23 protein-coding genes are annotated in these 23,550 nt (G+C 64.8%); 13 read left to right on the top strand and 10 right to left on the bottom strand.

The features are described from left to right. Nucleotides 1–229: 229 nt before the first annotated feature. From GV035_RS17235 to GV035_RS17220, 4 genes are all read left to right on the top strand, one after another. Nucleotides 230–1,996: a thiamine pyrophosphate-binding protein gene (locus GV035_RS17235; protein ID WP_159836224.1), complete on the top strand. Its 1,767-nt coding sequence runs from the start codon at nt 230–232 to the stop codon at nt 1,994–1,996. A 31-nt stretch (nt 1,997–2,027) separates the two neighbouring features. Then, entirely contained in the window at nt 2,028–3,284 is a 1,257-nt protein-coding gene (frc, locus tag GV035_RS17230; protein ID WP_159836223.1) for a formyl-CoA transferase, read from the top strand. Nucleotides 3,285–3,374: 90 nt separating this feature from the next. Continuing rightward, nucleotides 3,375–5,582: an acetate--CoA ligase family protein gene (locus tag GV035_RS17225; protein WP_236572642.1), complete on the top strand. Its 2,208-nt coding sequence runs from the start codon at nt 3,375–3,377 to the stop codon at nt 5,580–5,582. 50 nt (nt 5,583–5,632) lie between these two features. Next, nucleotides 5,633–6,412 (top strand): fumarylacetoacetate hydrolase family protein, encoded by a 780-nt coding sequence (locus tag GV035_RS17220; RefSeq protein WP_159836222.1) that lies wholly within the window; start codon nt 5,633–5,635, stop codon nt 6,410–6,412. A gap of 128 nt (nt 6,413–6,540) precedes the next feature. On the opposite strand, the gene GV035_RS17215 is transcribed toward GV035_RS17220, so the two are convergent. The 3 genes from GV035_RS17215 to GV035_RS17205 form a co-directional block, all read right to left on the bottom strand. After that, nucleotides 6,541–6,795, bottom strand: coding sequence for a CsbD family protein (locus GV035_RS17215; protein ID WP_159836221.1), 255 nt, complete (start codon nt 6,793–6,795; stop codon nt 6,541–6,543). A gap of 118 nt (nt 6,796–6,913) precedes the next feature. Next, a complete protein-coding gene (locus GV035_RS17210) occupies nt 6,914–7,270 on the bottom strand; it encodes a response regulator (protein WP_159836220.1) in 357 nt (118 codons plus the stop codon). Then, nucleotides 7,267–8,778 (bottom strand): ATPase domain-containing protein, encoded by a 1,512-nt coding sequence (locus GV035_RS17205; RefSeq protein ID WP_159836219.1) that lies wholly within the window; start codon nt 8,776–8,778, stop codon nt 7,267–7,269. The genes GV035_RS17210 and GV035_RS17205 overlap by 4 nt, the downstream gene beginning before the upstream one ends. 352 nt (nt 8,779–9,130) lie before the next feature. On the opposite strand from GV035_RS17205, the gene GV035_RS17200 reads away from it, so the two are divergent. From GV035_RS17200 to GV035_RS17190, 3 genes are all read left to right on the top strand, one after another. Beyond that, a complete protein-coding gene (locus GV035_RS17200; protein ID WP_159836218.1) occupies nt 9,131–9,409 on the top strand; it encodes a hypothetical protein in 279 nt (92 codons plus the stop codon). Between the two features lie 81 nt (nt 9,410–9,490). After that, nucleotides 9,491–10,138, top strand: a complete 648-nt coding sequence (locus GV035_RS17195) for a DUF2968 domain-containing protein (RefSeq protein WP_159836217.1) — start codon at nt 9,491–9,493, stop codon at nt 10,136–10,138. A 187-nt stretch (nt 10,139–10,325) separates the two neighbouring features. Beyond that, complete coding sequence (locus GV035_RS17190; protein ID WP_159836216.1) at nt 10,326–11,042, top strand: OmpA family protein; 717 nt, start codon at nt 10,326–10,328, stop codon at nt 11,040–11,042. A 74-nt stretch (nt 11,043–11,116) separates the two neighbouring features. Here GV035_RS17190 and GV035_RS17185 read toward each other — a convergent pair whose 3' ends face one another. Genes GV035_RS17185 through GV035_RS17175 form a run of 3 tightly spaced genes read right to left on the bottom strand, consistent with a single transcriptional unit; the run spans nt 11,117 to nt 12,678 of the window. Next, complete coding sequence (locus GV035_RS17185) at nt 11,117–11,635, bottom strand: methylated-DNA--[protein]-cysteine S-methyltransferase (RefSeq protein WP_159836215.1); 519 nt, start codon at nt 11,633–11,635, stop codon at nt 11,117–11,119. Nucleotides 11,636–11,666: 31 nt separating this feature from the next. Next, nucleotides 11,667–11,927 carry a hypothetical protein gene (locus GV035_RS17180; protein ID WP_159836214.1) on the bottom strand — a complete coding sequence of 87 codons (261 nt, stop codon included), beginning with the start codon at nt 11,925–11,927 and terminating at the stop codon, nt 11,667–11,669. Further along, nucleotides 11,920–12,678, bottom strand: coding sequence for a DNA/RNA non-specific endonuclease (locus GV035_RS17175; RefSeq protein WP_159836213.1), 759 nt, complete (start codon nt 12,676–12,678; stop codon nt 11,920–11,922). The genes GV035_RS17180 and GV035_RS17175 overlap by 8 nt, the downstream gene beginning before the upstream one ends. Nucleotides 12,679–12,884: 206 nt before the next feature. Here GV035_RS17175 and GV035_RS17170 point away from each other — a divergent pair, with 206 nt between their 5' ends. After that, entirely contained in the window at nt 12,885–13,862 is a 978-nt protein-coding gene (locus tag GV035_RS17170) for an alpha/beta fold hydrolase (protein WP_442859595.1), read from the top strand. A 4-nt stretch (nt 13,863–13,866) separates the two neighbouring features. On the opposite strand, the gene GV035_RS17165 is transcribed toward GV035_RS17170, so the two are convergent. After that, nucleotides 13,867–15,261, bottom strand: coding sequence for an MATE family efflux transporter (locus GV035_RS17165; protein ID WP_159836212.1), 1,395 nt, complete (start codon nt 15,259–15,261; stop codon nt 13,867–13,869). A gap of 76 nt (nt 15,262–15,337) precedes the next feature. On the opposite strand from GV035_RS17165, the gene GV035_RS17160 reads away from it, so the two are divergent. Beyond that, the gene (locus GV035_RS17160) at nt 15,338–15,655 is read left to right on the top strand and encodes a YnfA family protein (protein ID WP_159836211.1); all 318 of its coding nucleotides are present in this window, start codon (nt 15,338–15,340) and stop codon (nt 15,653–15,655) included. A gap of 16 nt (nt 15,656–15,671) precedes the next feature. Here the strand turns inward: GV035_RS17160 and GV035_RS17155 are convergent, their stop codons facing one another. Next, nucleotides 15,672–16,694, bottom strand: coding sequence for a DUF2891 domain-containing protein (locus GV035_RS17155; protein ID WP_159836210.1), 1,023 nt, complete (start codon nt 16,692–16,694; stop codon nt 15,672–15,674). Nucleotides 16,695–16,994: 300 nt separating this feature from the next. Here GV035_RS17155 and GV035_RS17150 point away from each other — a divergent pair, with 300 nt between their 5' ends. After that, on the top strand, nt 16,995–18,290 hold the full coding sequence (locus GV035_RS17150) for an MFS family transporter (protein ID WP_159836209.1): 1,296 nt from the start codon (nt 16,995–16,997) through the stop codon (nt 18,288–18,290). A 239-nt stretch (nt 18,291–18,529) separates the two neighbouring features. Then, entirely contained in the window at nt 18,530–19,204 is a 675-nt protein-coding gene (locus GV035_RS17145; RefSeq protein ID WP_201303991.1) for a hypothetical protein, read from the top strand. A gap of 1 nt (nt 19,205) precedes the next feature. Here GV035_RS17145 and GV035_RS29130 read toward each other — a convergent pair whose 3' ends face one another. Both GV035_RS29130 and GV035_RS17140 read right to left on the bottom strand, forming a co-directional pair. After that, nucleotides 19,206–19,367: a hypothetical protein gene (locus GV035_RS29130; protein WP_201303990.1), complete on the bottom strand. Its 162-nt coding sequence runs from the start codon at nt 19,365–19,367 to the stop codon at nt 19,206–19,208. Nucleotides 19,368–19,416: 49 nt separating this feature from the next. Continuing rightward, nucleotides 19,417–20,439, bottom strand: a complete 1,023-nt coding sequence (locus GV035_RS17140; RefSeq protein WP_236572640.1) for an AraC family transcriptional regulator — start codon at nt 20,437–20,439, stop codon at nt 19,417–19,419. Nucleotides 20,440–20,594: 155 nt separating this feature from the next. Here GV035_RS17140 and GV035_RS17135 point away from each other — a divergent pair, with 155 nt between their 5' ends. Next, the gene (locus tag GV035_RS17135; RefSeq protein ID WP_159838002.1) at nt 20,595–21,728 is read left to right on the top strand and encodes an acyl-CoA dehydrogenase family protein; all 1,134 of its coding nucleotides are present in this window, start codon (nt 20,595–20,597) and stop codon (nt 21,726–21,728) included. 22 nt (nt 21,729–21,750) lie between these two features. Next, entirely contained in the window at nt 21,751–23,466 is a 1,716-nt protein-coding gene (locus tag GV035_RS17130) for an AMP-binding protein (RefSeq protein WP_159836206.1), read from the top strand. Nucleotides 23,467–23,550 lie beyond the last annotated feature (84 nt).

The following is a 23,550-nucleotide window of genomic DNA, read 5'->3' as shown; positions in this document are numbered from 1 at the left end:
ATATCAGACACGCAGCGGGAGTCGTGCCGGATGCTACAGCGCAGCATGAAACCCGCTGAGAATCAGCATCCACAAGCCCCAGCGACATTCATGCACCGCATCACAGGGTTTATTCCAATCAGATCTTCGTTGACTAATACTGTGTGTGGAATATTGTATATCACAGCAACCGGACGAAAGCGCGACGTCCGGCGCGAAAGAACACACCCATTCGAGGAGGAGACAACACATGTCCGAAGTCGTCAGCAGCCGTCCGGAAGTCGCTCCAGCCACCACCACCGCCGATGACACGCTCAAGCAGAAGACGCGCGGCGCGGGCGTCGTTTCGGGCGGCCATCTGGTCGCGCGAGCTCTCAAGAACGAAGGCGTCGATACCATCTTCACGTTGTGCGGCGGGCACATCATCGATATCTACGATGGCTGCGTCGATGAAGGCATCCGCATCATCGACGTGCGTCACGAACAGGTCGCCGCCCATGCCGCCGACGGCTACGCGCGTCAGACCGGCAAGCTCGGCTGCGTGGTGACGACGGCCGGCCCCGGCTGCACGAACGCGGTCACGGGCGTCGCCACGGCGTTTCGCTCGGAAAGCCCGATCATCCATATCGGCGGGCAGGGCGCGCTCACGCAGCACAAGATGGGTTCGCTGCAAGATCTGCCGCACGTCGACATGATGTCGCCCATCACCAAGTTCGCCGCGACCGTGCCGAGCACGGAGCGCGTCGCCGACATGGTGTCGATGGCCGCGCGCGAAGCCTTCAACGGCGCGCCCGGCCCGGCGTATCTGGAAATTCCGCGCGATGTGCTCGACCGCGAAATCGACGTGAGCAAGGCCGTGATTCCGCAGCCGGGACGCTATCGCGCATCGACCAAATCGGTCGGCGATCCGAAGGACATCGAAAAGCTCGCCGATCTGCTCGTCAACTCGGAGCGCCCGGCGATTCTCTACGGCCAGCAAGTCTGGACGGCGCGCGGTCACGAAGAAGCGATCGCGTTGCTGCGCGGTCTCGACGTTCCCGGCTACTTCAACGGCGCGAGCCGCGGCCTCCTGCCGCCGGGCGATCCGCATCACTTCGACCGCACGCGCTCGCAGGCTTTCGCGAAGGCGGACCTGATCGTGATCGTCGGGACCCCGTTCGATTTCCGCATGGGCTACGGCAAGCGCATCAGCAAGGAGCTGAAGCTGGTGCAGATCGACATGGATTACCGCACCGTCGGCAAGAATCGCGATATCGACCTCGGTCTCGTCGGCGATCCGGGCGCGATTCTCGGCGCGGTGCTGCAAGCCGCGAGCGGGCGTCTGAAGAACGACAAGCGCCAGTCGCGCCAGGCGTGGATGCGCGAGCTCGCGGCGGCGGAGGAAACCGCGACCGCCAAGCTCATGCCGCTGTTCACGTCCGATGCGAGCCCGATTCATCCGTATCGCGTCGCGCACGAGATCAACCAGTTCCTGTCCGACGACACCATCTATATCGGCGATGGCGGCGATGTCGTCACCATCTCGGCGCAAGCCGTGCGTCCGCGCCGCCCCGGCCAGTGGATGGACCCCGGCGCGCTCGGCTCGCTCGGCGTCGGCACCGGCTTCGCGATCGCGGCGGGTCTTGCCAATCCGGAGAAGGAAGTGCTCTGCTACTACGGCGACGGCGCGTTCTCCATGACCTCGTTCGACATGGAAACGGCCAACCGCTTCGGCGTGCCGTATATCGCGGTGATCGGCAACAACTCCGCGATGAACCAGATCCGTTACGGCCAGCTCGCGAAATACGGCGACGAGCGCGGCAACGTCGGCAATCTGCTCTCGGACGTGCCGTATGGCCGCTTCGCCGAAATGCTCGGCGGCTACGGCGAGGAAGTCTACGAGGCGTCGAAGATCGCGGGCGCGTTGCAGCGGGCGCGCGAGTCGATCGCGAAAACCGGCAAGAGCGCGGTCATCAATATCTGGGTCGATCCTACGGTTTACGCCCCTGGCACGATGGCCCAAACCATGTACAAATAAAGAACGTGATCGAAGACACAGGGAGACAGCCATGAATAGTTCGGGCAAGGCACTGGATGGCGTACGCATCCTCGATTTCACGCACGTTCAATCGGGTCCGACCTGCACGCAGTTGCTGGCGTGGTTCGGCGCGGACGTCATCAAGGTGGAGCGCGCGGGCGCGGGCGACATCACGCGGGAGCAACTGCGCGATATCCCCGATGCCGACAGCCTCTACTTCACGATGCTGAACCACAACAAGCGGTCCATCACCATCGACACGAAGAATCCCGAGGGCAAGAAAGTGCTCGAAACGCTCGTCAGGAAGTGCGACGTGCTGGTCGAGAACTTCGCGCCGGGCGCGCTGGACCGCATGGGCTTCACGTGGGAACGCATCCAGGAACTGAATCCCGCCATGATCGTGGCGTCCGTGAAGGGCTTCGGGCCGGGACCGTACGAAGACTGCAAGGTCTATGAGAACGTCGCGCAGTGCGCGGGCGGCGCGGCATCGACCACGGGTTTCGACGACGGCCCGCCGACCGTCACCGGCGCGCAGATCGGCGATTCGGGCACGGGGCTGCACCTCGCGCTCGGCATCGTCACGGCGCTGTACCAACGCAACCGCACCGGACGCGGGCAGAAAGTGCTCGCGGCCATGCAGGACGGCGTGCTCAACCTGTGCCGCGTGAAGCTGCGCGATCAGCAGCGGCTCGAGCGGACCGGCGTCATGAAGGAGTACCCGCAGTATCCGAACGGCACGTTCGGAGAAGCGGTGCCGCGCGCGGGCAACGCGTCCGGCGGCGGTCAGCCGGGCTGGATTCTCAAGTGCAAGGGCTGGGAAACCGATCCGAACGCGTACATCTACTTCATCACGCAGGCGCCGGTGTGGGGCGAAATCTGCAAGGTCATCGGCAAGGAAGAGTGGATCGATCATCCGGACTACAAGACGCCCAATGCCCGCCTGCCGCATCTGAAGGAAATCTTCGCGGAAATCGAGCGGTGGACCATGTCGAAGACCAAGTTCCAGGCGATGGAGATCCTGAACAAGCACGACATTCCCTGCGGCCCGATTCTCTCGATGAAAGAAATCGCCGAAGAACCGTCGCTCAGAAAGACCGGCACGGTCGTGGAAGTGGACCATCCGGTGCGCGGAAAGTACCTGACGGTCGGCAACCCGATCAAGCTCTCCGACAGCCCGACGGACGTCGTGCGCTCGCCGCTGCTCGGCGAGCATACCGATGAAGTCATGGCCGAACTCGGCTACACGCCGGACCAAATCGCCACGCTGAAGAGCCTCGGCGCGATCTGAACCTTCACTCCCGATGCGCCCTTCGCGCGCCGCCCGCAACGGGCGGCGCGCGGCTCAGACACGTCCTAGAACACACGGAGACACGCAAAAATGAACAGCACGGTCGTCCAGGAACGCAGCGAAACCGTACAGTCTTCCACGTCGGCATCGATCGTCGTGCCGTTGCATGCGGCCGACGCGAAGCGCCGTGTCGCGGAAATCTTCGAGCGCGTGAAGGCCGAGGGCCGCACGTCGCTGACCGCGCCGGAAGGCAAGCTCGTCTGCGACGCCTACGGCATCGCGGTGCCGCAGGAAGGCGTCGCGACTAGCGCGGACGATGCCGCCAAGCTCGCGTCGTTCATCGGCTTTCCGGTGGTGCTTAAAATCGTCTCGCCCGAAATCCTGCACAAGACGGAGGCGGGCGGCGTGCTCGTCGGCGTGAAGAACGAAGCGGACGTGAAGGCGGGCTTCGCGACCATCATCGAGAACGCGAAGAAATACGACGCGAACGCGACCATCGTCGGCGTGCAGGTTCAGCAGATGGTCGGCGCGGGGCAGGAAGTCATCATCGGCGCGGTCACGGACCCGTCGTTCGGCAAACTGATCGCGTTCGGCCTCGGCGGCGTGCTGGTCGAAGTGCTGAAGGACGTGACCTTCCGCCTGGCGCCGGTGACGCGCGAAGAAGCGGAGTCGATGCTCGACGGCATTCAGGCCGCCGATGTCCTGCGCGGCGTGCGCGGCTCAGAGCCCGTGAACCGCGAGGCGCTCGTGACGCTGGTCGAACGCGTGTCGCGCCTCGTCGACGACTTCCCGCAGATCTCGGAGATGGACCTGAATCCGGTCTTCGCGAGTCCCGCTGGCGCGGTGGCGGCGGACGTGCGTATCGTGATGGACTTCGAGCCGGCCGAGCCGCGCTATCGCCCGACGCAGGAGCAGATCGTCAAGCAGATGAACCGCATCATGAAGCCGGATGCGGTCGCGGTGATCGGCGCGTCGAACGAGGACGGCAAGATCGGCAACTCGGTCATGAAGAACCTGATCAACGGCGGCTATCAGGGCGAGATTTATCCGATTCACCCGAAAGCCGAAGAAATCATGGGCCGCAAGGCGTACAAGAGCGTGAAGGACGTGCCCGGCGTGATCGATGTGGCCGTGTTCGCCATTCCCGCCAAGTTCGTCGCGCAGGCGCTCGTCGAAGTGGGCGAAAAGCAGATTCCCGGCGCGGTGCTGATTCCGTCCGGCTTCGCGGAGACGGGCAATCAGGCCGGTCAGGAAGAACTGGTGCGGATTGCGCGTCAGTACGATATCCGCATGATGGGCCCGAACATCTACGGCTTCTATTACACGCCGAAGAATCTGTGCGCCACGTTCTGTACGCCGTACGACGTGAAGGGCAAGGCCGCGCTCTCGTCGCAATCGGGTGGCATCGGCATGGCGATCATCGGCTTTTCGCGGTCGGCGAAGATGGGCGTGTCCGCCATCGTCGGGCTCGGCAACAAGAGCGATATCGACGAGGACGATCTGCTCACGTTCTTCGAGCAGGACGACAACACGGAAATCATCGCGCAGCACTGCGAGGACCTGAAGGACGGCCGCGCCTTCGCGGAAGCCGCGCGGCGCGTGTCGAAGAAAAAGCCGGTCGTCGTGCTGAAGGCGGGCCGAACGAGCCTCGGCGCACGCGCGGCCAGTTCCCACACGGGGGCGCTCGCGGGCAACGACAAGATTTACGAGGACGTGTTCGCGCAATGCGGCGTGATCCGCGCGCGGTCGCTGCGCGACTTGCTCGAATTCGCGCGCGGCATTCCGAAGCTGCCGACGCCGAAGGGCGAAAACACCGTCATCATCACGGGCGCGGGCGGCTCGGGCGTGCTGCTCTCCGACGCCTGCGTGGACAACGGCCTCTCGCTGATGACCATGCCTGACGACCTCGACGCCGCGTTCCGCAAGTTCATTCCGCCGTTCGGCGCGGCGGGCAATCCGGTCGATATCACGGGCGGCGAGCCGCCGACCACGTACAAGAACACGATCAAGCTCGGGCTCGAAGACGACCGCATTCATTCGATCATCCTCGGCTACTGGCACACGATCATCACGCCGCCGATGGTCTTCGCGAAACTCGTGATCGAGGTGAAGGAGGAAATGAAGGCGCGCGGCATCGAAAAGCCGATCGTCGCGTCGCTCGCCGGTGACGTGCAGGTGGAGGAGGCGGCCGAGTATCTGTACGAACACGGCGTGCCGGCCTACGCGTATTCGACCGAGCTGCCCGTCGCGGTGCTCGGCGCGAAATACAAGTGGGCGCGCGGCGCGGGCCTGATTTAATCCGAGAGAACGGCGCGGGCCTCGGCTCGCGCCAACGAAAAAGGACTCCCGTGACCACCTGGATACGTTTTCGCGATGCCGGCGGGCATATCGGCTTCGGCACGCTCGACGAGCGTTCGGGCCGCGTCGTGCAGCACGACGGCGCGCTGTTCGACGAACCGCGCCCGACCGACATTTCCTTTCCCGTGGACGACCTCACGCTGCTTGCGCCGTGCGAGCCGAGCAAGGTCATCGCGCTCTGGAACAACTACTACGCGCTTTCGCAGAAGCTCGACAAGGCGCCGCCGCAGCATCCGCTCTTTCTGATCAAGCCGCCGATGTCGGTGATCGGGCCAAACGAGTCGATTCGCCGGCCGAGGAATTATCACGGCAAGATCGCTTACGAGGGGGAACTGGGCGTCGTGATCGGCAAGACGGTGTCGTGCGCGTCGGTGGAAGAGGCCGAAGCCGCGATTTTCGGTTATACGTGCGTGAACGACGTCACCGCGATCGAACTGCTTCAGGAAGATCCCAACTTCGCGCAGTGGTGCCGCTCGAAGGGCTTCGACACGTTCACGTGTCTCGGGCCGGGAATCGTCAGCGGCTTCGACTGGCGCAGCGCGAACGTGGTGACGACAGTCGATGGCGTCGAGCGTCAGAACTATCCGCTCGACGACATGATTTTCTCGCCCGCCGAGCAGGTGAGCCTGCTCTCGCACGACATGACGCTCGCGCCCGGCGACGTGATCGCGTGCGGGACGTCGATCGGCGTCGGGTCGATCAAGGACGGCGCACGCGTCGATGTGTCGATCGCGGGGATCGGCACGTTGTCGAATGTGCTGGCCGTGTAGGGCATAGTTCGTCGGGGCGTCAGAACGAACGCGTCAAAAACGACAAAGCCGGCGCACGAGGCGCCGGCTTTGTCGTTCAAGCGGGTACGCGCTGCCGGGAAGCGCAGCGCGCCGCGCTTAACCGATCTTTACCGATCGCGATTCCACAATGCGCCCAGCAGGAACCCGACAGCCGCGGCGATCAGCACCCCGTTGATCGGCTGATCGGAAACGACGTTGCGGACGTTGTCGAGCGTCTGCCCGTACGTCTGCTGCAGCGAGCCGAGCGCCTGACGCGCCTTGCCCTCGACCTGCGTGCCCGAATCGCCCGTCAGCGCGCCGACCGCGTCCTGCACCTTGCCGACCACGTTTTGAGCCGTGCCTTCCACTTGATCTTGCACCATGGTGCCTCCCATTCTCGTTGAAGCGGTTTGCGTTGGTCTTGCCTCGATACTGCTTCGATTCAACCGGCAGCGCCGGAACGGACGTTAGAGCACGGTTCGTGCCCACCGCGCGGCGCGCTCAGCCGCGGCTGACGAGATGCGCCACCAGCGCGAGCAAATCGTCGATGGAAAGCGGCTTCCTGCGAAACCGCGCGTCCGGGTGGTCCAGCTCCGGCGCGTGCGCGGCGGCGCTCATGAGAATTACGGGCACCTTGTTGAGCGTATCGCTCGCCGCGAGACTGCGGATCAGCTCGACGCCGTTCATGTGCGGCATCATCCAGTCCGTGATGATGACGTCCGGCGCGTTCATGTTCGCGGCGTCGAGCGCGATGCGCCCGTTCGAGGCCGTCGTCACCTCGTAGCCTTCCATCTCCAGCACGAGCCGCCAGGTGGTCAGAATGTCGAATTCGTCGTCGACGACAAGGATCTTTTTCATGTGCGCGGGCCGGGATCCGACACGGACAGCGCAGGCGAGAGCGACGTATGGCCGGACAGGATGCCCGTCGGCCCGATGAAGCTCTCCGTGATGTGCAGGCCGCGCGCATCGATCGTCAGCCGGCGGATCGTGGAATCGTGCGCGCTGTCGCGCTGCTTCACGACCGTTACCATGCGATACAGCGCCGAATTCGCTTCCACATAGCGCATCAGCACGATGTTCTCGGTCATCGCCGAGGCGCGCATGGTCGCGGGCGGCGCGGATTCGCCGTACAGCGTCAGTTCCTCGGTGAGAATCGTCGTGACGCCGGCATCGCGCAGCCGCAGCGTGAGCGCGTTCAGAAAAAGACCGAAACGTTCGACGCGGTTCGCCGACAGACGAAAGCCGTCTATGCCATCCACGACGAGCCGCGACGCATTCGTGCGTCCGACCACCGTGAGCAGTTGCGCGGCGAGTTCGTCGATGGACAGCTCGACCGCCGAATGCCAGTCGATCAAGAGGCGCCCGTCATTCACCGCATCGCTCAGATCGATGTTCACCGAGCGCGCCTTCGCGATCAGCCGGTCCGGCGATTCATAGAGGCCGAAATAAACGCAACGCTCGCCGCGGTCGACGCCCGCCTGCAGAAACTTGAGCCCGAGCAGCGTCTTGCCGACGCCCGACGGGCCGACGAGCGTGGTCGTCGAGCCGCGCGCCACGCCGCCGCCCATCATGCGGTCGAAATCCGGAAATCCGAACGCGAGCTTGGAATCGAAGTGACGCGGCGCGTGCTGGTTGGCGGGCGACGCCTCTAACCGCGGAAAGACGACAAGGCCGTTCGTCGAAATATTGAAAAAATGCTTGCCGAGCAGATGATCGCGGGCGCGCAGCTTGTGCACTTCGATCTCCCGCGAGCGGCGCATGCCGGTGCTGAATCGGTTCAGTTCGATCAGCCCGTCGACGAGCGTGTGTTCCGGATGCGGCTCGTTGCCCGAGAGCGGCGCGAGAATCAGCGTCGTGCAGCGCGCCGCGCTCACGAACGCCGATAGTTCATGGATGAACTGCGAGAGTTCGAGTTCCGTTGCACTGAACTCGCGTGCGCTGCGAAAGCCGTCGATGACCATGAAGCGCGGGCGGCTCGACTTGATCGTGGAGGCGATCAGCGCGAGGAAACCGGAGAGCCCGTCGCGCATCAGTTCGTGATAGCCGCTCACGAAGAGCATGCGGTCCGAGATGGCGTCGGCGTCGTAGAACGACAGCGCCCGCAAATGCGACAGCAGCTTCGTGTGCGATTCGGCGATGAGCGTGATGTAGAGCACCTTGTCGCCCTGCGCGACACGGTGAAAGCCGATCTGCGACGACAAGATCGTCTTGCCCGCGCCCGCCATGCCTTCGATCAGATAGAGCCCGCCTCCGACAAGGCCGCCGCCGAGTATGTCGTCCAGGCCCGGGACGCCGGTGGTGACGTTGTCGTCGTTCGCGGCGCGCTCGGGCGTTGGGTCGGGCGGGAGATTGTCGTCTTGGCTCATGAAATTTTCGTTTTTACGCGGCGAAACGTCTCGTACAGAACGCGAATTATGGCTGACTATCGGCAGTGTGTCGCCGTTTGAATCGCTCGCATTCGCGCGTGACACTTGGCGCGGCGGCCCCTGACGCGGCCGCCCTGCGGCGCACGGCTGATTCTGCAAGCGCACCCGCGTTTGCCCGCCGCATAATCCGAGCCCGTGACGATTCGGCGTCCGTTTGTCGCGGACAAGAGGATTTTGAGAGCCGTCTCATGGGCGGCGGGCGACGTCGCTGGTCAAATAGCCTTCGTCCTGGATGCCGTGCGTTTTTCGGCTCCGCTTCCGGCGCGCAGCGCCCGTCTTCGCTTTCCACGTCATGAACCGTTCGCACTCGATCTGGAGCGCCGTCGCGCTCGCCGCTTGTCTGGCTTCCTATCTCGTTTCGTCGTCCGCCGCGCCGCGAGCGGCCGCGCCGTTGCCCGACCCGCATATTCTTTCCGCCGCGCCATTCGAATTCCGCGCCGACAGCGGCATTTTCTTGCCGATGACCGTTTCACCGACGGATTCGCGCATATTCTCTCCGCTTCAAACGCCGGCCGGCAGTGAAGCGATGAAATCGTCGCAAGCGCATTTCAAGCGTCAGCAAATGGCGTAAAGCGCCGCTTATACCGTCTGGCATTAATCGCCGCGTCTCGCCATAATCCCATGCGAATCCCATCGTTGACGGCGCGGGAAAATGGCAATAAACAGCGTGCGTGTTTCGAAACTGGCGCTCATCGCGGGCTTTTGCACGCTATCTTTGAGCGTTTGCGCCGCGGCGAGCGAACCGCAATGCGCCCCCGCGCCTGACAGGCCAGACAGTGCGGCTTCCGCAAACGGCGACGTCGCGGAACTGGAAGCGCTGATTCGCGACGGCAAAATCACCATTTTGCGCAGAACCCTGAACGGCAGTTACGGTGCGACGCTCGCGTATCATCGCGAGCAAATGACGTATTACGCGGCGTTGTTTCAACTCGATAAATTCTGGCGCGTATTGAAAACGCAGAATGAGGCGCGCGCCGAATCGGTATATTCGGATTTCGCGAAGTCGTCGGTAACGCTGGCCGATGCGGAGATTCGCCGCATCAAGCTCGAAGCGGAAACGGCCTACGCTGAGCGGCAAATCGCGGCGCAGCAGGAGCGCGCGAATCGCCTGCAGGCAGATCTGGATGTCGCTCACGCGCAGCAAAGCGAAGTGGCGAGTCATCAGCAAGCAGAGCAGGACGCCATCCGGCAATTGCGCACGGAACAGGCGGCGGCACAGGCGCAGCTTCGCGCGCTGCAACTGCGCGTGCAGCAATTGCAAAAGCAGGCCGATGGCGATCTTCCCGCAGCGGGGAAATAAGCGCCTCATTCGCGACCTCGGAAAAGTTCGGAAATTGGGATTTATCCCTGCGGGAGATTCCATACGCGTTGCTAGAATCGCAACGCTTCAAAACGCCCGCTCCGTTCAAACCGGGTGAAATTCAGGCGCCATGCCGTATTACAAAGCGCGGCTGTTTCCGGTCTCGCGTTCTCCAGTCGAATCAAAGATGCTTAAAAAAACCGTTGCCATCGTTCTCGCTGCCGCCGCTGTGCTCGCCGGTTGCTCCAGTACTACCGGACCCACGTTCAATATCAACGAAATTCAAACCTCGAGCGGGCAAAAGGCGTTCCGTTCCGAATGCCACGGCGTATTCCAGAACGGCAGTTCATGCATGGAAGCCGCGCAGAAAATGTGCGGAAATCAGCCGGTCAACGTGCTGCAAAACGTCGAAGGCACGAACACGCCGGGCAACGCGGGCGAAGTTGTCTTCACGTGCGGCATGCCGCAGCAAGCCGTGGCCGTGCAGACGCCCGTGCCGCAAGCCGAGCCGCAGCCCGTCATTTCTGCCGCGCCCGTGATTGCGCCCGCTATTGCGCCGGTGCGCAAGGTCACGCTCGACGAGAAAACGAACTTCGCGTTCGATAGCGCGCAACTGACGCCGAAAGCCCGAGCCATTCTCGATAAGCTCATCGCCGACGGCCGTGGCGTGACGTTCTCGTCCGTGGTCGTGCAGGGCTTTACCGATTCGATCGGTTCCGCGTCATATAACGTGGCGTTGTCCGAGCGTCGCGCGCGCGCCGTCCTCGAGTATCTGAAGAGCCACGGCCTGCAAGCGCAGGACTACGCGACGAAGGCCTACGGCGAATCGCATCCGGTCGCATCCAATGCGACGCGCGTCGGCCGCGCCGAGAACCGTCGCGTGGAAGTCGTGCTCACGCAATAACGCGTTCAGTAGTCGCCATGAAAAAGCTCGCGGACCGCACAGTCCGCGAGCTTTTTTTTTCGACGCCGCGCCGCTCAAAAGAGCGCCAGTTGCTCGCGTCCCCGGCCGCCTTCGAGCGTCAGCAGCCAGCGTTTGCGATCGACGCCGCCCGCATAGCCCGTCAACTCGCCGTCGCCGCCGATCACGCGATGACACGGCACGATGATCGCCACAGGATTGCGCCCGTTCGCGCCGCCCACCGCCCGCGATGCCCCCGGCGGCAAGCCGAGCCGCCGCGCGAGGTCGCCATACGTCCAGGCATCGCCGAAAGGAATCTGGCGCAGAAGATCCCAGACCTGCTGCTGAAACGGCGTGCCGCGCAGCTTGACCGGCACCGAGAAAGTCGGCCGCGCGCCGGCGAAGTATTCGGCGATTTCATCGCATGCGGCTTCGATCACGCGCGGCGCGGCTCGGTTGTCCTGGCAAACCGCGTGCGGCGGCAGGCCGGGCGGGAAGTGCTTCTGCCCGACGAAGAAGAGGCCGGTCAGACACGCGTCCTCGGCGCGATACAGGATCGGGCCGAGCGGACTCGGGCGCACGTGGCATTCGATCACGCTGCGTTCTCCGCGCTTCGGGCCGATGCCGTCAGATAAACGGATTCTCGGCCGTGCCGGTGGGCGCGGCGGGTTCGTCCGGCAGCTTCGCCGGAAGATGCGCGTCCTTGGCGAGCGCCTCGACGATGGCGCCGAGCGCGTCGTGCAGCGCCTTCGCGGCGGCGAGCCCGGTCTGGTCCCGCGCGATGGTCAGGTCGCCGCTGATCGTCACGCGCGTCTTGCCGTTGACGATGTTGATGGCGTCGCCCGCGATGTTCATCGCGTCGGTATCGTTGGCAAAGGGTTTAAACACCTCTCAATCCTCCAAGTCGTTTGTCTTTGAGCGCGTCCGGGATGCCGGGGAACGCGAGACCGCTCATTGCTTCCAGTTCGCGCACGGTTTTCATCGTATAGGTATCTGTCGGCGTGTTCTCGACGACCACCGCGAACGCAATCTGCCGCTGCGGCAAATACACGACTTTGTACAACTGCGTCGGCACGAACACGCGCGATTCGCCGATCGTCTGCAATTGCCGGCCCGAGAACAGCGGCCCGGTGACGACATACGCCTCGCCCGATTCCTCCGTGAGCCGACGCACCGCCTGCTCGATGCGCGACCAGATGCGCCGGTTGTTCGACGGATCTTGCGGCACGATGTTCGCGAGCGAGAACGATTCGGCCATGCCCTTTTTGCTCGCGCGGTCGCCCGCCGGGCTCATGTGGCCGCGGTCGTAGCCGCTGCGCTTGTAGTCGTCGAGTTGCGCGCTTTCGCCGCGCGGCAGCCGCTTGTCGACGAAAAAGCGGTTGGTGCGCGTGTTGTCCTTCGCGTCATCGACGCTCTGCGCCGTGAGATGTTCCGCCGACCACAGCGGCCCGTGCGTGATGCCCGAGTGAAGGAGCGCGAAGTCCGAATAGCAGATTTCCTGCGTGGCCGCGCGCATCTTCGCGTTGGTCACGACGGGTTCGCGCCCGGACGGGCTGAACTGCGGGCAGTCGTTGGCGACCGCGCTGATGCACACGGCGCCGAAAAGCGCGGCCACGAGTGCCTTAAACCTTGCTTGCATGCTTGAGAATCCCGACTGAATGCGATGCCTCGAAACGCCCGCAGCCGCGCTGCAATTCGAAACGCGGCCAGCGAGGGCGGCACAGTATAAGGGCTTGCCGCGCGCTAGAATCGCTCGGGCCATTCATCTCGATAAAAACAGCCATGAAATCGATGCCTCGCTTCGCGCGATCCTTGCTGCTGGCTCTGACTTCCTGCGTCTCGTTGATGACCGCAGCGCCCGCACACGCCGACGAACCCGCCTACGGCCCGGAGTTGCAGGGCTTCGACTATCCGTATCCGGTGGCGCGCTTCGCGTTCACGTCGCAGCGGCAGGTGCTGCGCATGGCGTACATGGACGTTTATCCGGCGCATCCGAACGGGCGCACGGCGGTGCTGCTGCACGGGAAGAACTTCTGCGCGGCGACGTGGAAAGAGACTATCGACACGTTGAGCAGCGCAGGGTATCGCGTGATCGCGCCGGATCAGATCGGCTTTTGCAAGTCGACCAAGCCCGAGCGTTATCAGTACAGCTTCCAGCAACTCGCGCGCAACACGCACGCCCTGCTCGGCGCGTTGGGCGTGAGTCGCGCGACGCTGATCGCGCATTCGACTGGCGGCATGATCGCGGTCCGCTACGCGCTCATGTATCCGCAGGAGACCGAGCAACTGGTGCTCGTCAATCCGATCGGGCTGGAGGACTGGAAGGCGAAGGGCGTGCCGTCCATTTCCATCGACGACTGGTATGCGCGCGAACTGAAGACGAGCGCCGAGGGCATCCGCAATTACGAAAAGAACACCTATTACGCGGGCCAATGGCGCGACGACTACGAACCGTGGGTGCAGATGCTGGCGGGCATGTATCGCGGGCCGGGGAAGGATGTCGTCGCGTGGAATTCGGCGCTGCTGTACGACATGATTTACACCCAGCCCGTCGTCTACGAATTCGACCGCATCAAGCCGCCGACGCTGCTTCTGATCGGCGACAAGGACACGACGGCCATCGGCAAGGATCTTGCGCCGCCGGAGATTCGGCCGACGCTGGGGCGCTATCCCGAACTGGCGAGGCTGGCGAAGGAGCGGATTCCGAATTCGACGCTCGTCGAGTTTCCGGACGCGGGCCACGCGCCGCAGATGCAGGAGCCGGCGGTGTTCCACAAGGCGCTGCTCGAAGGGCTTTCGGCGTTGCATCCGAAAGCCGAATGACGTTCTACCTCGATTCGCCCGCGCACGACGCCCGCTCGACCGAAGGCAGCTGAACCAGCAGCGTGACGCCCCGCGCAATCATGAAAACGGTGAGCGCGAGCCAGAGTCCGTGGTTGCCGAACGCGCCCGCGAACGCCCACGCCGCGAGCAGGAAGACCGCGAGCGATGCGGCCATCGCCTGCATCAGCTCGCGCGTGCGCGTCGCGCCGATGAACACGCCGTCGAACTGAAAGCCGGCAACGGACGCGAGCGGCAGGATCGCCGCCCACGGCAGATAGCGCAGCGCCGCCGCGCGCACGGCGGCCTGATCCGTCAGCCGCCCGATGATCCATTCGCCGCCCAGCCAGTAGACGACGGAAAAGCCCGCCGCGCCGATGGCCGACCACAGCATCGTCACCTTGACGGCCTGACGGAACGCGTGGCGGTCGCGCGCACCGGCGGCCGCGCCGACCAGCGCTTCGGCGGCGTGCGCGAAGCCGTCGAGCCCGAACGCCATGAAGGTCTGGAAATTCAGAAGAAGCGCATTGGCGGCGAGAATCGTGTCGCCCTGACGCGCGCCCACGTGCGCGAACCAGCCGAACGAAGCCAGCAGACACAGCGTCCGCACGAAAATATCGCGATTGATGGCGATGAGGCGTTGGATCGCGCGGGCATCGATCAGGCTGCGGATCGCGAGCGGCGGCAAGCCGCGCTCGCCCAGACGCCAGAGCAGCGCGAGCCCGAACGCGAAGCCGCAGAAATCCGCGAAAGCCGTCGCCGCGCCCATGCCCGCGATGCCCCAGCCGAAGCGGTACACGAAAAGCAGCACCGCGACGATGTTCACCGCGTTGATGAGCACCTGCGTCGCGAGCGCGAGCCGCACGCGCTGGCAGCCGAGTAGATAGCCGAGCACCGCGTAGTTGCCGAGCGCGAACGGCGCGGCCCAGATGCGCGCGTGACAATACGCGCTGGCTGTCTGCTGCACGGCCGCGCTGCCGCCGAGCGCGCCGAGCGCATAGCGGATGATCGGCACTTGCAAGACGAGCACCGCCACGCCGATCGCGAGCGCGAGCATCAGCGCACGCAGCACGTGTGCGCGCAGCGCGGCGGCATCGCGGGCGCCGAACGCCTGCGCCACCAGCCCGGTCGTGCCCATCCGCAAAAAGCCGAAGCCCCAGAAGACGAAGCTGAAGACGAGCCCGCCGAGCGCGACGCCGCCCAAGTATTGCGGGCCGTCGAGATGGCCGGCGACGGCGGTGTCGACGGCGCCGAGAATCGGCTGCGTCAGATTCGCGAGGACGATGGGGAAGGCGAGCGTCAGGACGCGGCGGTGCCAGTGCGTCGGCAGGGCGGCGGGTTGGGAGGAATCGTCGGGAGCGGTCAAGTGCGGTTCGGGGCGCGTCGATGGAAGACGCGACATTGTCGTCACCGCGCGGCGGCGGCGCAACGTCCCGCGCGCAGCCGATAATGCGGCTCTCGTCAGCCCGTTCGCCTCCATGACCACTTTTCTGCTGTATGTCGTGACCGCCGTCGCTGAAATCGCGGGCTGCTATTTCCCGTATCGATGGCTCAAGGGCGGCGGATCGCCGTGGCTCGTCGTGCCGGGCGCGCTGTCGCTCGCGCTGTTCGCGTGGCTCCTGACCTTGCACGATACCGCCGCCGGACGCGTTTATGCGGCGTATGGCGGCGTCTATATCGGCGTGGCGATCGCGTGGCTGTGGGCCGTCGAGCGCATCCGGCCGAGCGCGTGGGATGTGGCGGGCGCGGCGATCGCGCTCGTCGGCATGTGCGTGATCGCCTTTCAGCCGCGTTGACGCACCACGGTGACGATCACGCCTCCAGCGCGAGCAGCGCGAAGGTCGCGAGCCAGTGTTCGCCCATGTAATCGCCCGCGACGTGTTCGATGCCCGATGCGAGATGCTCGCCGGCGCTCGTCTCCAGCACGGCGACGCGCGCATCGCCCGCCGGCAGCGCCCGCGCGATCGTGCGCTGGCACCACGCGCGGCTCAGGTTCAGCCCATCCAGATGCGCGAGCTTGCCGTCGCTGCGATCGGTGACGGTGGCGGGCACGAAGAGCGTCGCAGGCTTGCGGTCGGCGAGACGCGGCAGGAAGGCATCGAGCCAGCCGGCGAAGCGTTCTTCGGGCAGCACATGGCGCATGAGCACGGCTTCCATCAACGAGGGCGAAAGGAATTCGTCGCCCGCAGGCTCCCACGCCTGACACGCCGCGTCGTTTTCGAACCAGCGCATCGCGGTTTCCGCGAGCAGGCGTTCGAACGGCGCATTGCGGACGGTGCGCGCATAGCCGAGCGAGAGCGTCAGCGCGAACGCCATGTTGAAATGCGTGCCTACGCGCAGCGGATACGTCGATTTAGGCAGGAACTCGGTGAATCGATCGACGAAGGCATCCGCGAGCGGTTGCAGCGTGCGCGCCCAACGCGCGCCGTCTTCCGATTGCATCGCGTGCAACTGGCCCGCCAGCGCGAGCAGCCACGCCCAGCCGTAGGGCCGCTCGAAGCCGCGCGAGGCGGGACGCTGCAGATAGGCGACTTCCGCGGCGACGTTCGCCTCCGTGAAATGCTCGTCGATGACCGCCCGAATGCGCCCGGCTTCGGCCAGGCCGGGGAAGCGATCGACGAGACGCGCGATAAGCCAGTAGCCGTGCACGCACGAATGCCAGTCGAAGCTGCCGTAGAAGATCGGATGCAGCGCGCGCGGGCTTTGCGCGTCGGCGTCGCTCGCCAGCACGTGATCGAGCTTGTTGGGATACTCGCGCGTCAAATGGCCGAGCGCCACTTGCGCGAACTTCGACGCGAGCGCGGCGTCGAGCGTGACCGGTTTCTGCTTGTCCATGCAAACCCTCGCGTTTCCGTTGTCCGATGCAACCCGAAACCGAGACTTTATCGATAAAGTCTCTCATGCGGGAAATCACCTAGTCGTCGTTGAAAAGAAGGCCGATCGTCCGCCGTCCGCGGTGCTTAAACTCGTTGCAAGGCGCGTGAAAGGGCGTCGCGCCGATCCGGCGACACGCGCTTTGCACGCCGCGCGCGCCGGCACGTCGTTTAAACTTGCGCCCGCACGCCTACAGAGCGCGCCGTCCCGGCCCATGCGCCGGGCTTGCCATTTCGACAGAGACAAAAGAGTTCATCACACATGACCGATCTTCCCCAATACACCGCAGAGGACACCCGGCGACGCGTTTTCGCGATTGTCGGCGCATCGTCGGGCAACCTCGTCGAATGGTTCGACTTCTACATCTATTCGTTCCTCGCGCTGTACTTTTCGGCCGCGTTCTTTCCGGGCAGCAATCCGACGGTGCAGCTTCTGAACACGGCGGGCGTGTTCGCGGCAGGCTTCCTGATGCGCCCGATCGGCGGCTGGCTTTTCGGCCGGATCGCCGACAAGCACGGCCGCCGCAACGCGATGATGATCTCCGTGCTCATGATGTGCGGCGGCTCGCTCGTCATCACGTTCCTGCCGACCTACGCGAGCATCGGCGCATGGGCGCCGTTTCTGCTCCTGGTCGCGCGGTTGTTCCAGGGATTGTCGGTGGGCGGCGAGTACGGCACCAGCGCCACTTATATGAGCGAAGTCGCGCTGCGCGGCCGGCGCGGCTTCTTCGCGTCGTTCCAGTACGTCACGCTGATCGGCGGGCAGCTTGCCGCGCTGCTCGTGCTCGTCGTCCTCCAGCTTTTCCTGTCGACGGAAGAACTCAAGGCGTGGGGCTGGCGCATTCCGTTTTTCATCGGCGCATGCGCGGCGCTCGTTTCGCTGTATCTGCGCCGCTCGCTGAATGAAACCACGACCGCCGAAACCCGCGAACGCAAGGAAGCCGGCACGCTCGCGGGCCTGATGCAGCACAAGGCCGCGTTCATGACCGTGGTCGGATTCACGGCGGGCGGCTCGCTCATCTTCTACACGTTCACGACCTACATGCAGAAGTATCTTGTCAACACGGCGGGCATGCACGCGAAGACCGCGAGCAACGTGATGACGGTCGCGCTGCTCGTCTATATGCTGTTGCAACCGGTGTTCGGCGCGCTGTCCGACCGGATCGGCCGCCGCCAGTCGATGCTCTGGTTCGGCGCGCTCGCCACGATCTTCACCGTGCCGCTGCTGCACGCGCTGCGCGACGTGACGAGCCCGGTGATGGCGTTCGTGCTCGTCGTGGCCGCGTTGGCCATCGTGAGCTTCTATACGTCGATCAGCGGTCTCATCAAGGCCGAAATGTTTCCGCCGGAAGTGCGTGCGCTCGGCGTGGGTCTGTCGTATGCGGTGGCGAACGCCGTGTTCGGCGGGTCCGCGGAATACGTCGCGCTCAAGTTCAAGACGGAGGGCATGGAATCCGGCTTCTACTGGTACGTCACGGTGATGTGCGCGATCTCGCTTCTGGTCTCGTGGAGAATGATGGACCCGAGCAAGGAAGGGTATCTGCGTAACGAACCGTAAGCTTTCCACCGCGCCCGCCCGGCGCGGCAACTTCAATCCGGCGTGGCCGGCGCGGACAGCGAAGTCCGTCCGGCTTGCCGATGACGGTAGTATGGTGTTTTATGCGGTATGTATCGGTAGACGACGCGCCGGGCCCGGCGCGCGGTGGCAATCGGAAACAGGATAAGCATGCGCGCGGCCGGATTGCGCGCTACAGCGAGGAGCGGCGTGCCGCGCCCCGGTCTGCAGGGAGCCTGTCCATGGAAGATTTCGACGAAACGTTGTTTGTCGTCTGGCGATCGAACCTGAACGTTCTGGTCGGTTCGCCAGGCGGCGCGGCGCGTCTCGCGCGCATGATGAATTTTTCCCCGTCGTTCATGAAGCTCATCGTGGCGGGGCAGCGGAATTTCAACGAGGAGTTCGTGCGCGGCATCGAACTGGTGTCCGGCCTGCCGCCGCACTGGATGGACGAGCGCCGCAGCGCCGCCGACGTGCCCGCCGAGGTCAAGCGCGCGCTCGACGAGGAAAGGCCGTTCGCCGTGTTTCGCGGCACGGCGCACCCCGCGCCGAAGCGTTCGGTGCTGCGCGGCCCGGAGCCGCTTCTCTCGCAGACGGAAGCCACGCGGCGCGTCGCCGATCTCGCGCAGCAGCAGGCCGAGGTCAACCGGCGCGATCTGCTTTTCAGAAAGAATCGGGAACTGTTGTCACAGGATCTGCGCCGGCTGGAGCGTCAACTGGGGCTGTTGCAAGTGGAACCGATGCTGCCGCGAGCCGACGAGCTGATCGCCTCCGACCGCATGAGCGAAGCGGCGAAGGCCGACCTGTCCGGGCGGCTCGAACAGATCGACAAGCACGTGAAGCTCTTGCATCAGCACGTGGAGAAACTCGTCGCGCTCCTTTCGACGCCGGACGAGCCGGGCCCGAACGACAGCTAATTTACTTCTTCGCTCGCTTGTCTTCGGCTTGCGATTCAGGCTCAGGATGCACCGCGATCGGGTCGCTTGCCGGAAAGGTCTCTTCGAGGGCTTCGTCGAGCAAGTCCTCTTCGTTTGCCGGATTCTGCTCCTTCGTCACTTCGGTCTGACGTGGCTGGTTCATGATGCGCTCCGCGATGTGAATCGAACGTCTCAATATAGCAGCCATGCCATCAGCGCGCCCACCGGTAATCCGCCGGGCGCACGCCCGTCCATTTGCGAAACGCGCGCCGAAACGCGCTCGGTTCCGAAAAGCCGAGCGCAGCGGCGATCTCGGGGATGGTCTCGTTCGTGTCCGCGAGACGCGAGATCGCGAGGTCGCGCCGCAGCGCGTCCTTGATTGCCTGAAGCGTCAGCCCTTCCTGTTTCAGACGCCGCCGCAGCGTCGCTTCAGCCATGTTGAGCGATACCGCCACGCGGTCCGCGTCGGGCCAGTCGGCGGGCGCGGTCTCTCGCAGCCGCTTGCGGATGCGCGCCGCGAGCGATTCGGGATTGCGATATTTCACGATGAAATTCGCGGGCGCGTCGCGCAAAAAGGTCTTGAGCGTCGATGCCGTCTGCACCACGGGAAGCGCCGCGCACTCGGGCGCCAGATCGACGTACGTGTGCGGCTGATCGAAGCGGATCGAGTCGCAGAACATCGCGCGGTATTCGTCGCTGTCGTGCGGCTCTGCGCAGCGCAGGTTCGCGGCGAGCACCGGAATGCGCCGCCCGACCAGCCAGCACAGCAGCCCGTACACGAGAATGAAGCCCGTCGCGTAGGCGAACATGGTCTTCGGCGCGTGCGCGTCGCGCAGCATGATCCGCACGCGCGTCTCATCGATGTGCGGCTCGAAGGCCAACTCGTCCAGCACGAGCCGCATGAAAGCCGCGATCCGTCCCAGCGCCTGCGCGCCGTCGCGTGCGCCGAGCGCCGCCTGCGACATCAGCACGAAGCTGCCGCGCCGCATCGGGTGCGTGTCCTGACCGAAGAATTCGTCGTCGAGCGCGTCGGCTATCGCGTGCCACAGCCGGCCGTACTGCGCGGGCGAGACGCGGGCGCGCGGCGAGTCCAGCGTCGCCCGCGCGATGCCCGCGGCGTCCAGCAGCGCGGTGCGCGCAACGCCGCGCACTTCTGCGCACCGCAGCGCCGCGTCGACGAGACTGACGGCGATCGAATCGCGCTCGAACTGTCTTCTGCGGATTGGGGTTGTCACTAGGTGGCGAAAGCGTTCAGTTAGCGTGATCGTTCTGGTCATCGGCCGGGCGCGGACGATTGCCTAGACTGGCGAAGCGCCCGCCGCTGCCCAGCCGCGCATCGGCGAGCAAGTGTATCCGAACGACTTTCGAGGCCACCGCGGGTTCAGACATGATCGACAGTTTTCTCACCGAAGAGCAGCGCATGATCCGCGACGCGGCGCGCCAGTTTTCCGCCGAGGTACTCGCGCCGAACGCGGGCCAGTGGGACCGCGACGGCGCGATTCCCGACGCCGTCGTGCGCCAGTTGGGTGAACTCGGCCTGCTCGGCATGATCGTGCCGGCGGAACTGGGCGGCACCTACAGCGACTACTCCGCCTACGCGCTCGCGATGGAAGAAATCGCCGCCGGCTGCGCGTCGTGCGCGACGATGATGAGCGTGCACAATTCCGTCGGCTGCGGGCCGATTCTCGCGTACGGCACCGACGCACAAAAGGCCGAATGGCTGCCGAAGCTCGCGAGCGGCGAAGTGATCGGCGCGTTCTGTCTGACGGAGCCGCAAGCGGGCTCCGAGGCGAACAACCTGCGCGTGCGCGCCGTCGAGCGCGACGGCCAGTGGATCATCTCGGGCAGCAAGCAGTTCGTGACGAACGGGCGGCGTGCGGGCGTCGCGGTTGTGTTCGCCGTAACGGACCCCGAAGGGGGCAAGCGCGGGATTTCGGCGTTCATCGTGCCGACCAACACGCCGGGTTTCAACGTCGGGCCGCAGGAGCACAAGCTCGGCATTCGCGCGTCGGATACGTGTCCGATCACCTTCGACGACTGCGCGATTCCCGCCGCGAATCTGCTCGGCGCGCGCGGCGAAGGGCTCAAGATCGCGCTCTCGAATCTGGAGGGCGGGCGCATCGGCATTGCGGCGCAGGCGCTCGGCATCGCCCGCGCGGCCTTCGATGCGGCGCGCGCCTACGCACGCGATCGCGTGCAGTTCGGCAAGCCGATCCGCGAGCATCAGTCGGTCGCGAACATGCTCGCCGACATGCAGACGCAGATCAACGCCGCGCGGCTTCTGGTGCTGCACGCGGCGCGCATGCGAACGGAAGGCGTGCCGTGTCTGTCCGAGGCGTCGCAGGCGAAGCTTTTCGCATCCGAAATGGCCGAGCGCGTGTGTTCGGACGCGATTCAGATTCACGGCGGCTACGGCTATCTTCAGGACTACCCGGTGGAGCGGCATTATCGCGATGCGCGCATCACGCAGATCTACGAAGGCACGAGCGAAGTCCAGCGCATGGTGATTGCGCGCAACGTCTAGCGGCATACAGAGAGGAGACGCCATGAATCGAGCCGGGCCTTTCATCGAAGCGAGAGATTTTCTGCTGCGTCATCGCACGGACTACGAGACCGCGTATCGCGAGTTCGCGTGGCCCGTGCTCGACCGCTTCAACTGGGCGCTCGATTATTTCGATCCGATGGCGCGCGGCAACGACGCGCCCGCGCTGTTCATCGTCGATGAAAGCGGCGACGAAACGCGCCTCACGTTCGCCGAGATGAGCGAGCGGTCGGCGCGCGTGGCGAACCACCTGCGCGCGCTCGGCGTGAAGCGCGGCGAACGCATTTTGCTGATGCTGCCGAACCGCGTCGAACTGTGGGAAACGATGCTCGCCGCGATGAAGCTCGGCGCAATCGTGCTGCCCGCGACGACGCAGCTGGCAAGCGGCGACCTGTGCGAGCGCATCGCGCTCGGGCGCGTGCATCACGTCATCGTGGACGCGAACGAGACGCACAAGTTCGATGGCATCGGCTTCGCCGGATTGCGGCTGTCGGTCGGCGGTGCGTGCGACGGCTGGCTCGGTTACGACGCGGCGTACGATGCCTCGCCCGAATTCGATGCGGACGGCGAAACAAAAGCCAGCGATCCGTATCTTTTGTACTTCACATCGGGCACCACGTCGAAGCCGAAGCTCGTCGCGCACACGCACGAGAGTTATCCGGTCGGGCATCTGTCGACGATGTACTGGATCGGCCTGCAACCCGGCGACGTTCATTGGAACATCAGCTCGCCGGGCTGGGCGAAGCACGCGTGGAGCTGCTTCTTCGCGCCGTGGAATGCGCAGGCGTGCGTGTTCATTTACAACTTCAGCAGATTCGACGCCGCGCGCACGCTGAACGTGCTGGTGACGCACGACGTCACGACGCTCTGCGCGCCGCCGACCGTGTGGCGCATGCTCGTGCAGGAACCGCTGGCGTCGTACGAGGTGAAGCTGCGCGAGGTCGTCGGGGCGGGCGAGCCGTTGAATCGGGAGGTCGTCGAGCGCGTGCAGGCGGCGTGGAGCGTGCCCATTCGCGACGGCTACGGGCAGACCGAGACCACCGCGCAGATCGCCAATTCGCCGGGCCAGCGGCTCGTGCCCGGCTCGATGGGCCGCCCGCTGCCGGGTTATCGCGTGGTGCTGCTCGATCCGGAGGGCAATCGCGCCGAGGAAGGCGAGATTGCGCTCGCGCTCGATCCGCCGCCGCTCGGCCTGATGACCGGTTACGCCGACAACCCCGCCGCCACGGAAAATGCGATGCGCGGCGGCTTCTATCGCACGTCGGACGTAGCGGCGTGCGGCGCGGACGGCTATTTCACGTACGTCGGCCGCGCCGACGATGTCTTTAAGTCTTCCGATTACCGTCTGAGCCCGTTCGAACTGGAGAGCGTGCTGATCGAACACGAAGCGATTGCCGAGGCCGCCGTCGTCCCGAGTCCCGATCCGTTGCGGCTTTCGGTGCCCAAGGCGTTCGTCACGCTGCGGCACGGCTTCACGATCGGTCCGGACCTCGCGCGCAGCGTGTTCGCGTTCTCGCGCGAGCGGCTTGCGCCGTACAAGCGCATCCGCCGTATCGAATTCGCCGAATTGCCGAAGACGATTTCAGGAAAGATCCGCCGCGTCGATCTGCGCCGACAGGAAGCGGCGCGCGCGCAGAACGGCGCGCGCGGTGAATTCGAGTTCTGGGAGGACGATTTCCCCGATCTGCGTCAGTCAGGCGCGGCCGATGCCGCGAAATGATCCGGCGGAGCGTTGCATCGTCGGAGGAATTGGCAAGCAAATGTAACGCGGGGCCGTGCGCCGCGAACCGTCTGGATGGCCGTT

Origin of the sequence: Burkholderia sp. 8Y (genome assembly GCF_902506145.1) — a bacterium.
Classification (GTDB): domain Bacteria; phylum Pseudomonadota; class Gammaproteobacteria; order Burkholderiales; family Burkholderiaceae; genus Caballeronia.
The sequence above is the reverse complement of the archived record's forward strand: the minus strand, read 5'-3'. Positions and strand labels throughout refer to the sequence as shown.

Coding starts and splice junctions, on each gene's coding strand:
- GV035_RS17235 (WP_159836224.1), top strand. CDS start 230: ATGTCCGAAGTCGTCAGCAGCCGTCCGGAAGTCGCTCCAGCCACCACC.
- frc (WP_159836223.1), top strand. CDS start 2,028: ATGAATAGTTCGGGCAAGGCACTGGATGGCGTACGCATCCTCGATTTC.
- GV035_RS17225 (WP_236572642.1), top strand. CDS start 3,375: ATGAACAGCACGGTCGTCCAGGAACGCAGCGAAACCGTACAGTCTTCC.
- GV035_RS17215 (WP_159836221.1), bottom strand. CDS start 6,795: ATGGTGCAAGATCAAGTGGAAGGCACGGCTCAAAACGTGGTCGGCAAG.
- GV035_RS17210 (WP_159836220.1), bottom strand. CDS start 7,270: ATGAAAAAGATCCTTGTCGTCGACGACGAATTCGACATTCTGACCACC.
- GV035_RS17205 (WP_159836219.1), bottom strand. CDS start 8,778: ATGAGCCAAGACGACAATCTCCCGCCCGACCCAACGCCCGAGCGCGCC.
- GV035_RS17200 (WP_159836218.1), top strand. CDS start 9,131: ATGAACCGTTCGCACTCGATCTGGAGCGCCGTCGCGCTCGCCGCTTGT.
- GV035_RS17195 (WP_159836217.1), top strand. CDS start 9,491: ATGGCAATAAACAGCGTGCGTGTTTCGAAACTGGCGCTCATCGCGGGC.
- GV035_RS17190 (WP_159836216.1), top strand. CDS start 10,326: ATGCTTAAAAAAACCGTTGCCATCGTTCTCGCTGCCGCCGCTGTGCTC.
- GV035_RS17175 (WP_159836213.1), bottom strand. CDS start 12,678: ATGCAAGCAAGGTTTAAGGCACTCGTGGCCGCGCTTTTCGGCGCCGTG.
- GV035_RS17170 (WP_442859595.1), top strand. CDS start 12,885: ATGACCGCAGCGCCCGCACACGCCGACGAACCCGCCTACGGCCCGGAG.
- GV035_RS17165 (WP_159836212.1), bottom strand. CDS start 15,261: ATGTCGCGTCTTCCATCGACGCGCCCCGAACCGCACTTGACCGCTCCC.
- GV035_RS17160 (WP_159836211.1), top strand. CDS start 15,338: ATGACCACTTTTCTGCTGTATGTCGTGACCGCCGTCGCTGAAATCGCG.
- GV035_RS17155 (WP_159836210.1), bottom strand. CDS start 16,694: ATGGACAAGCAGAAACCGGTCACGCTCGACGCCGCGCTCGCGTCGAAG.
- GV035_RS17150 (WP_159836209.1), top strand. CDS start 16,995: ATGACCGATCTTCCCCAATACACCGCAGAGGACACCCGGCGACGCGTT.
- GV035_RS17145 (WP_201303991.1), top strand. CDS start 18,530: ATGGAAGATTTCGACGAAACGTTGTTTGTCGTCTGGCGATCGAACCTG.
- GV035_RS29130 (WP_201303990.1), bottom strand. CDS start 19,367: ATGAACCAGCCACGTCAGACCGAAGTGACGAAGGAGCAGAATCCGGCA.
- GV035_RS17130 (WP_159836206.1), top strand. CDS start 21,751: ATGAATCGAGCCGGGCCTTTCATCGAAGCGAGAGATTTTCTGCTGCGT.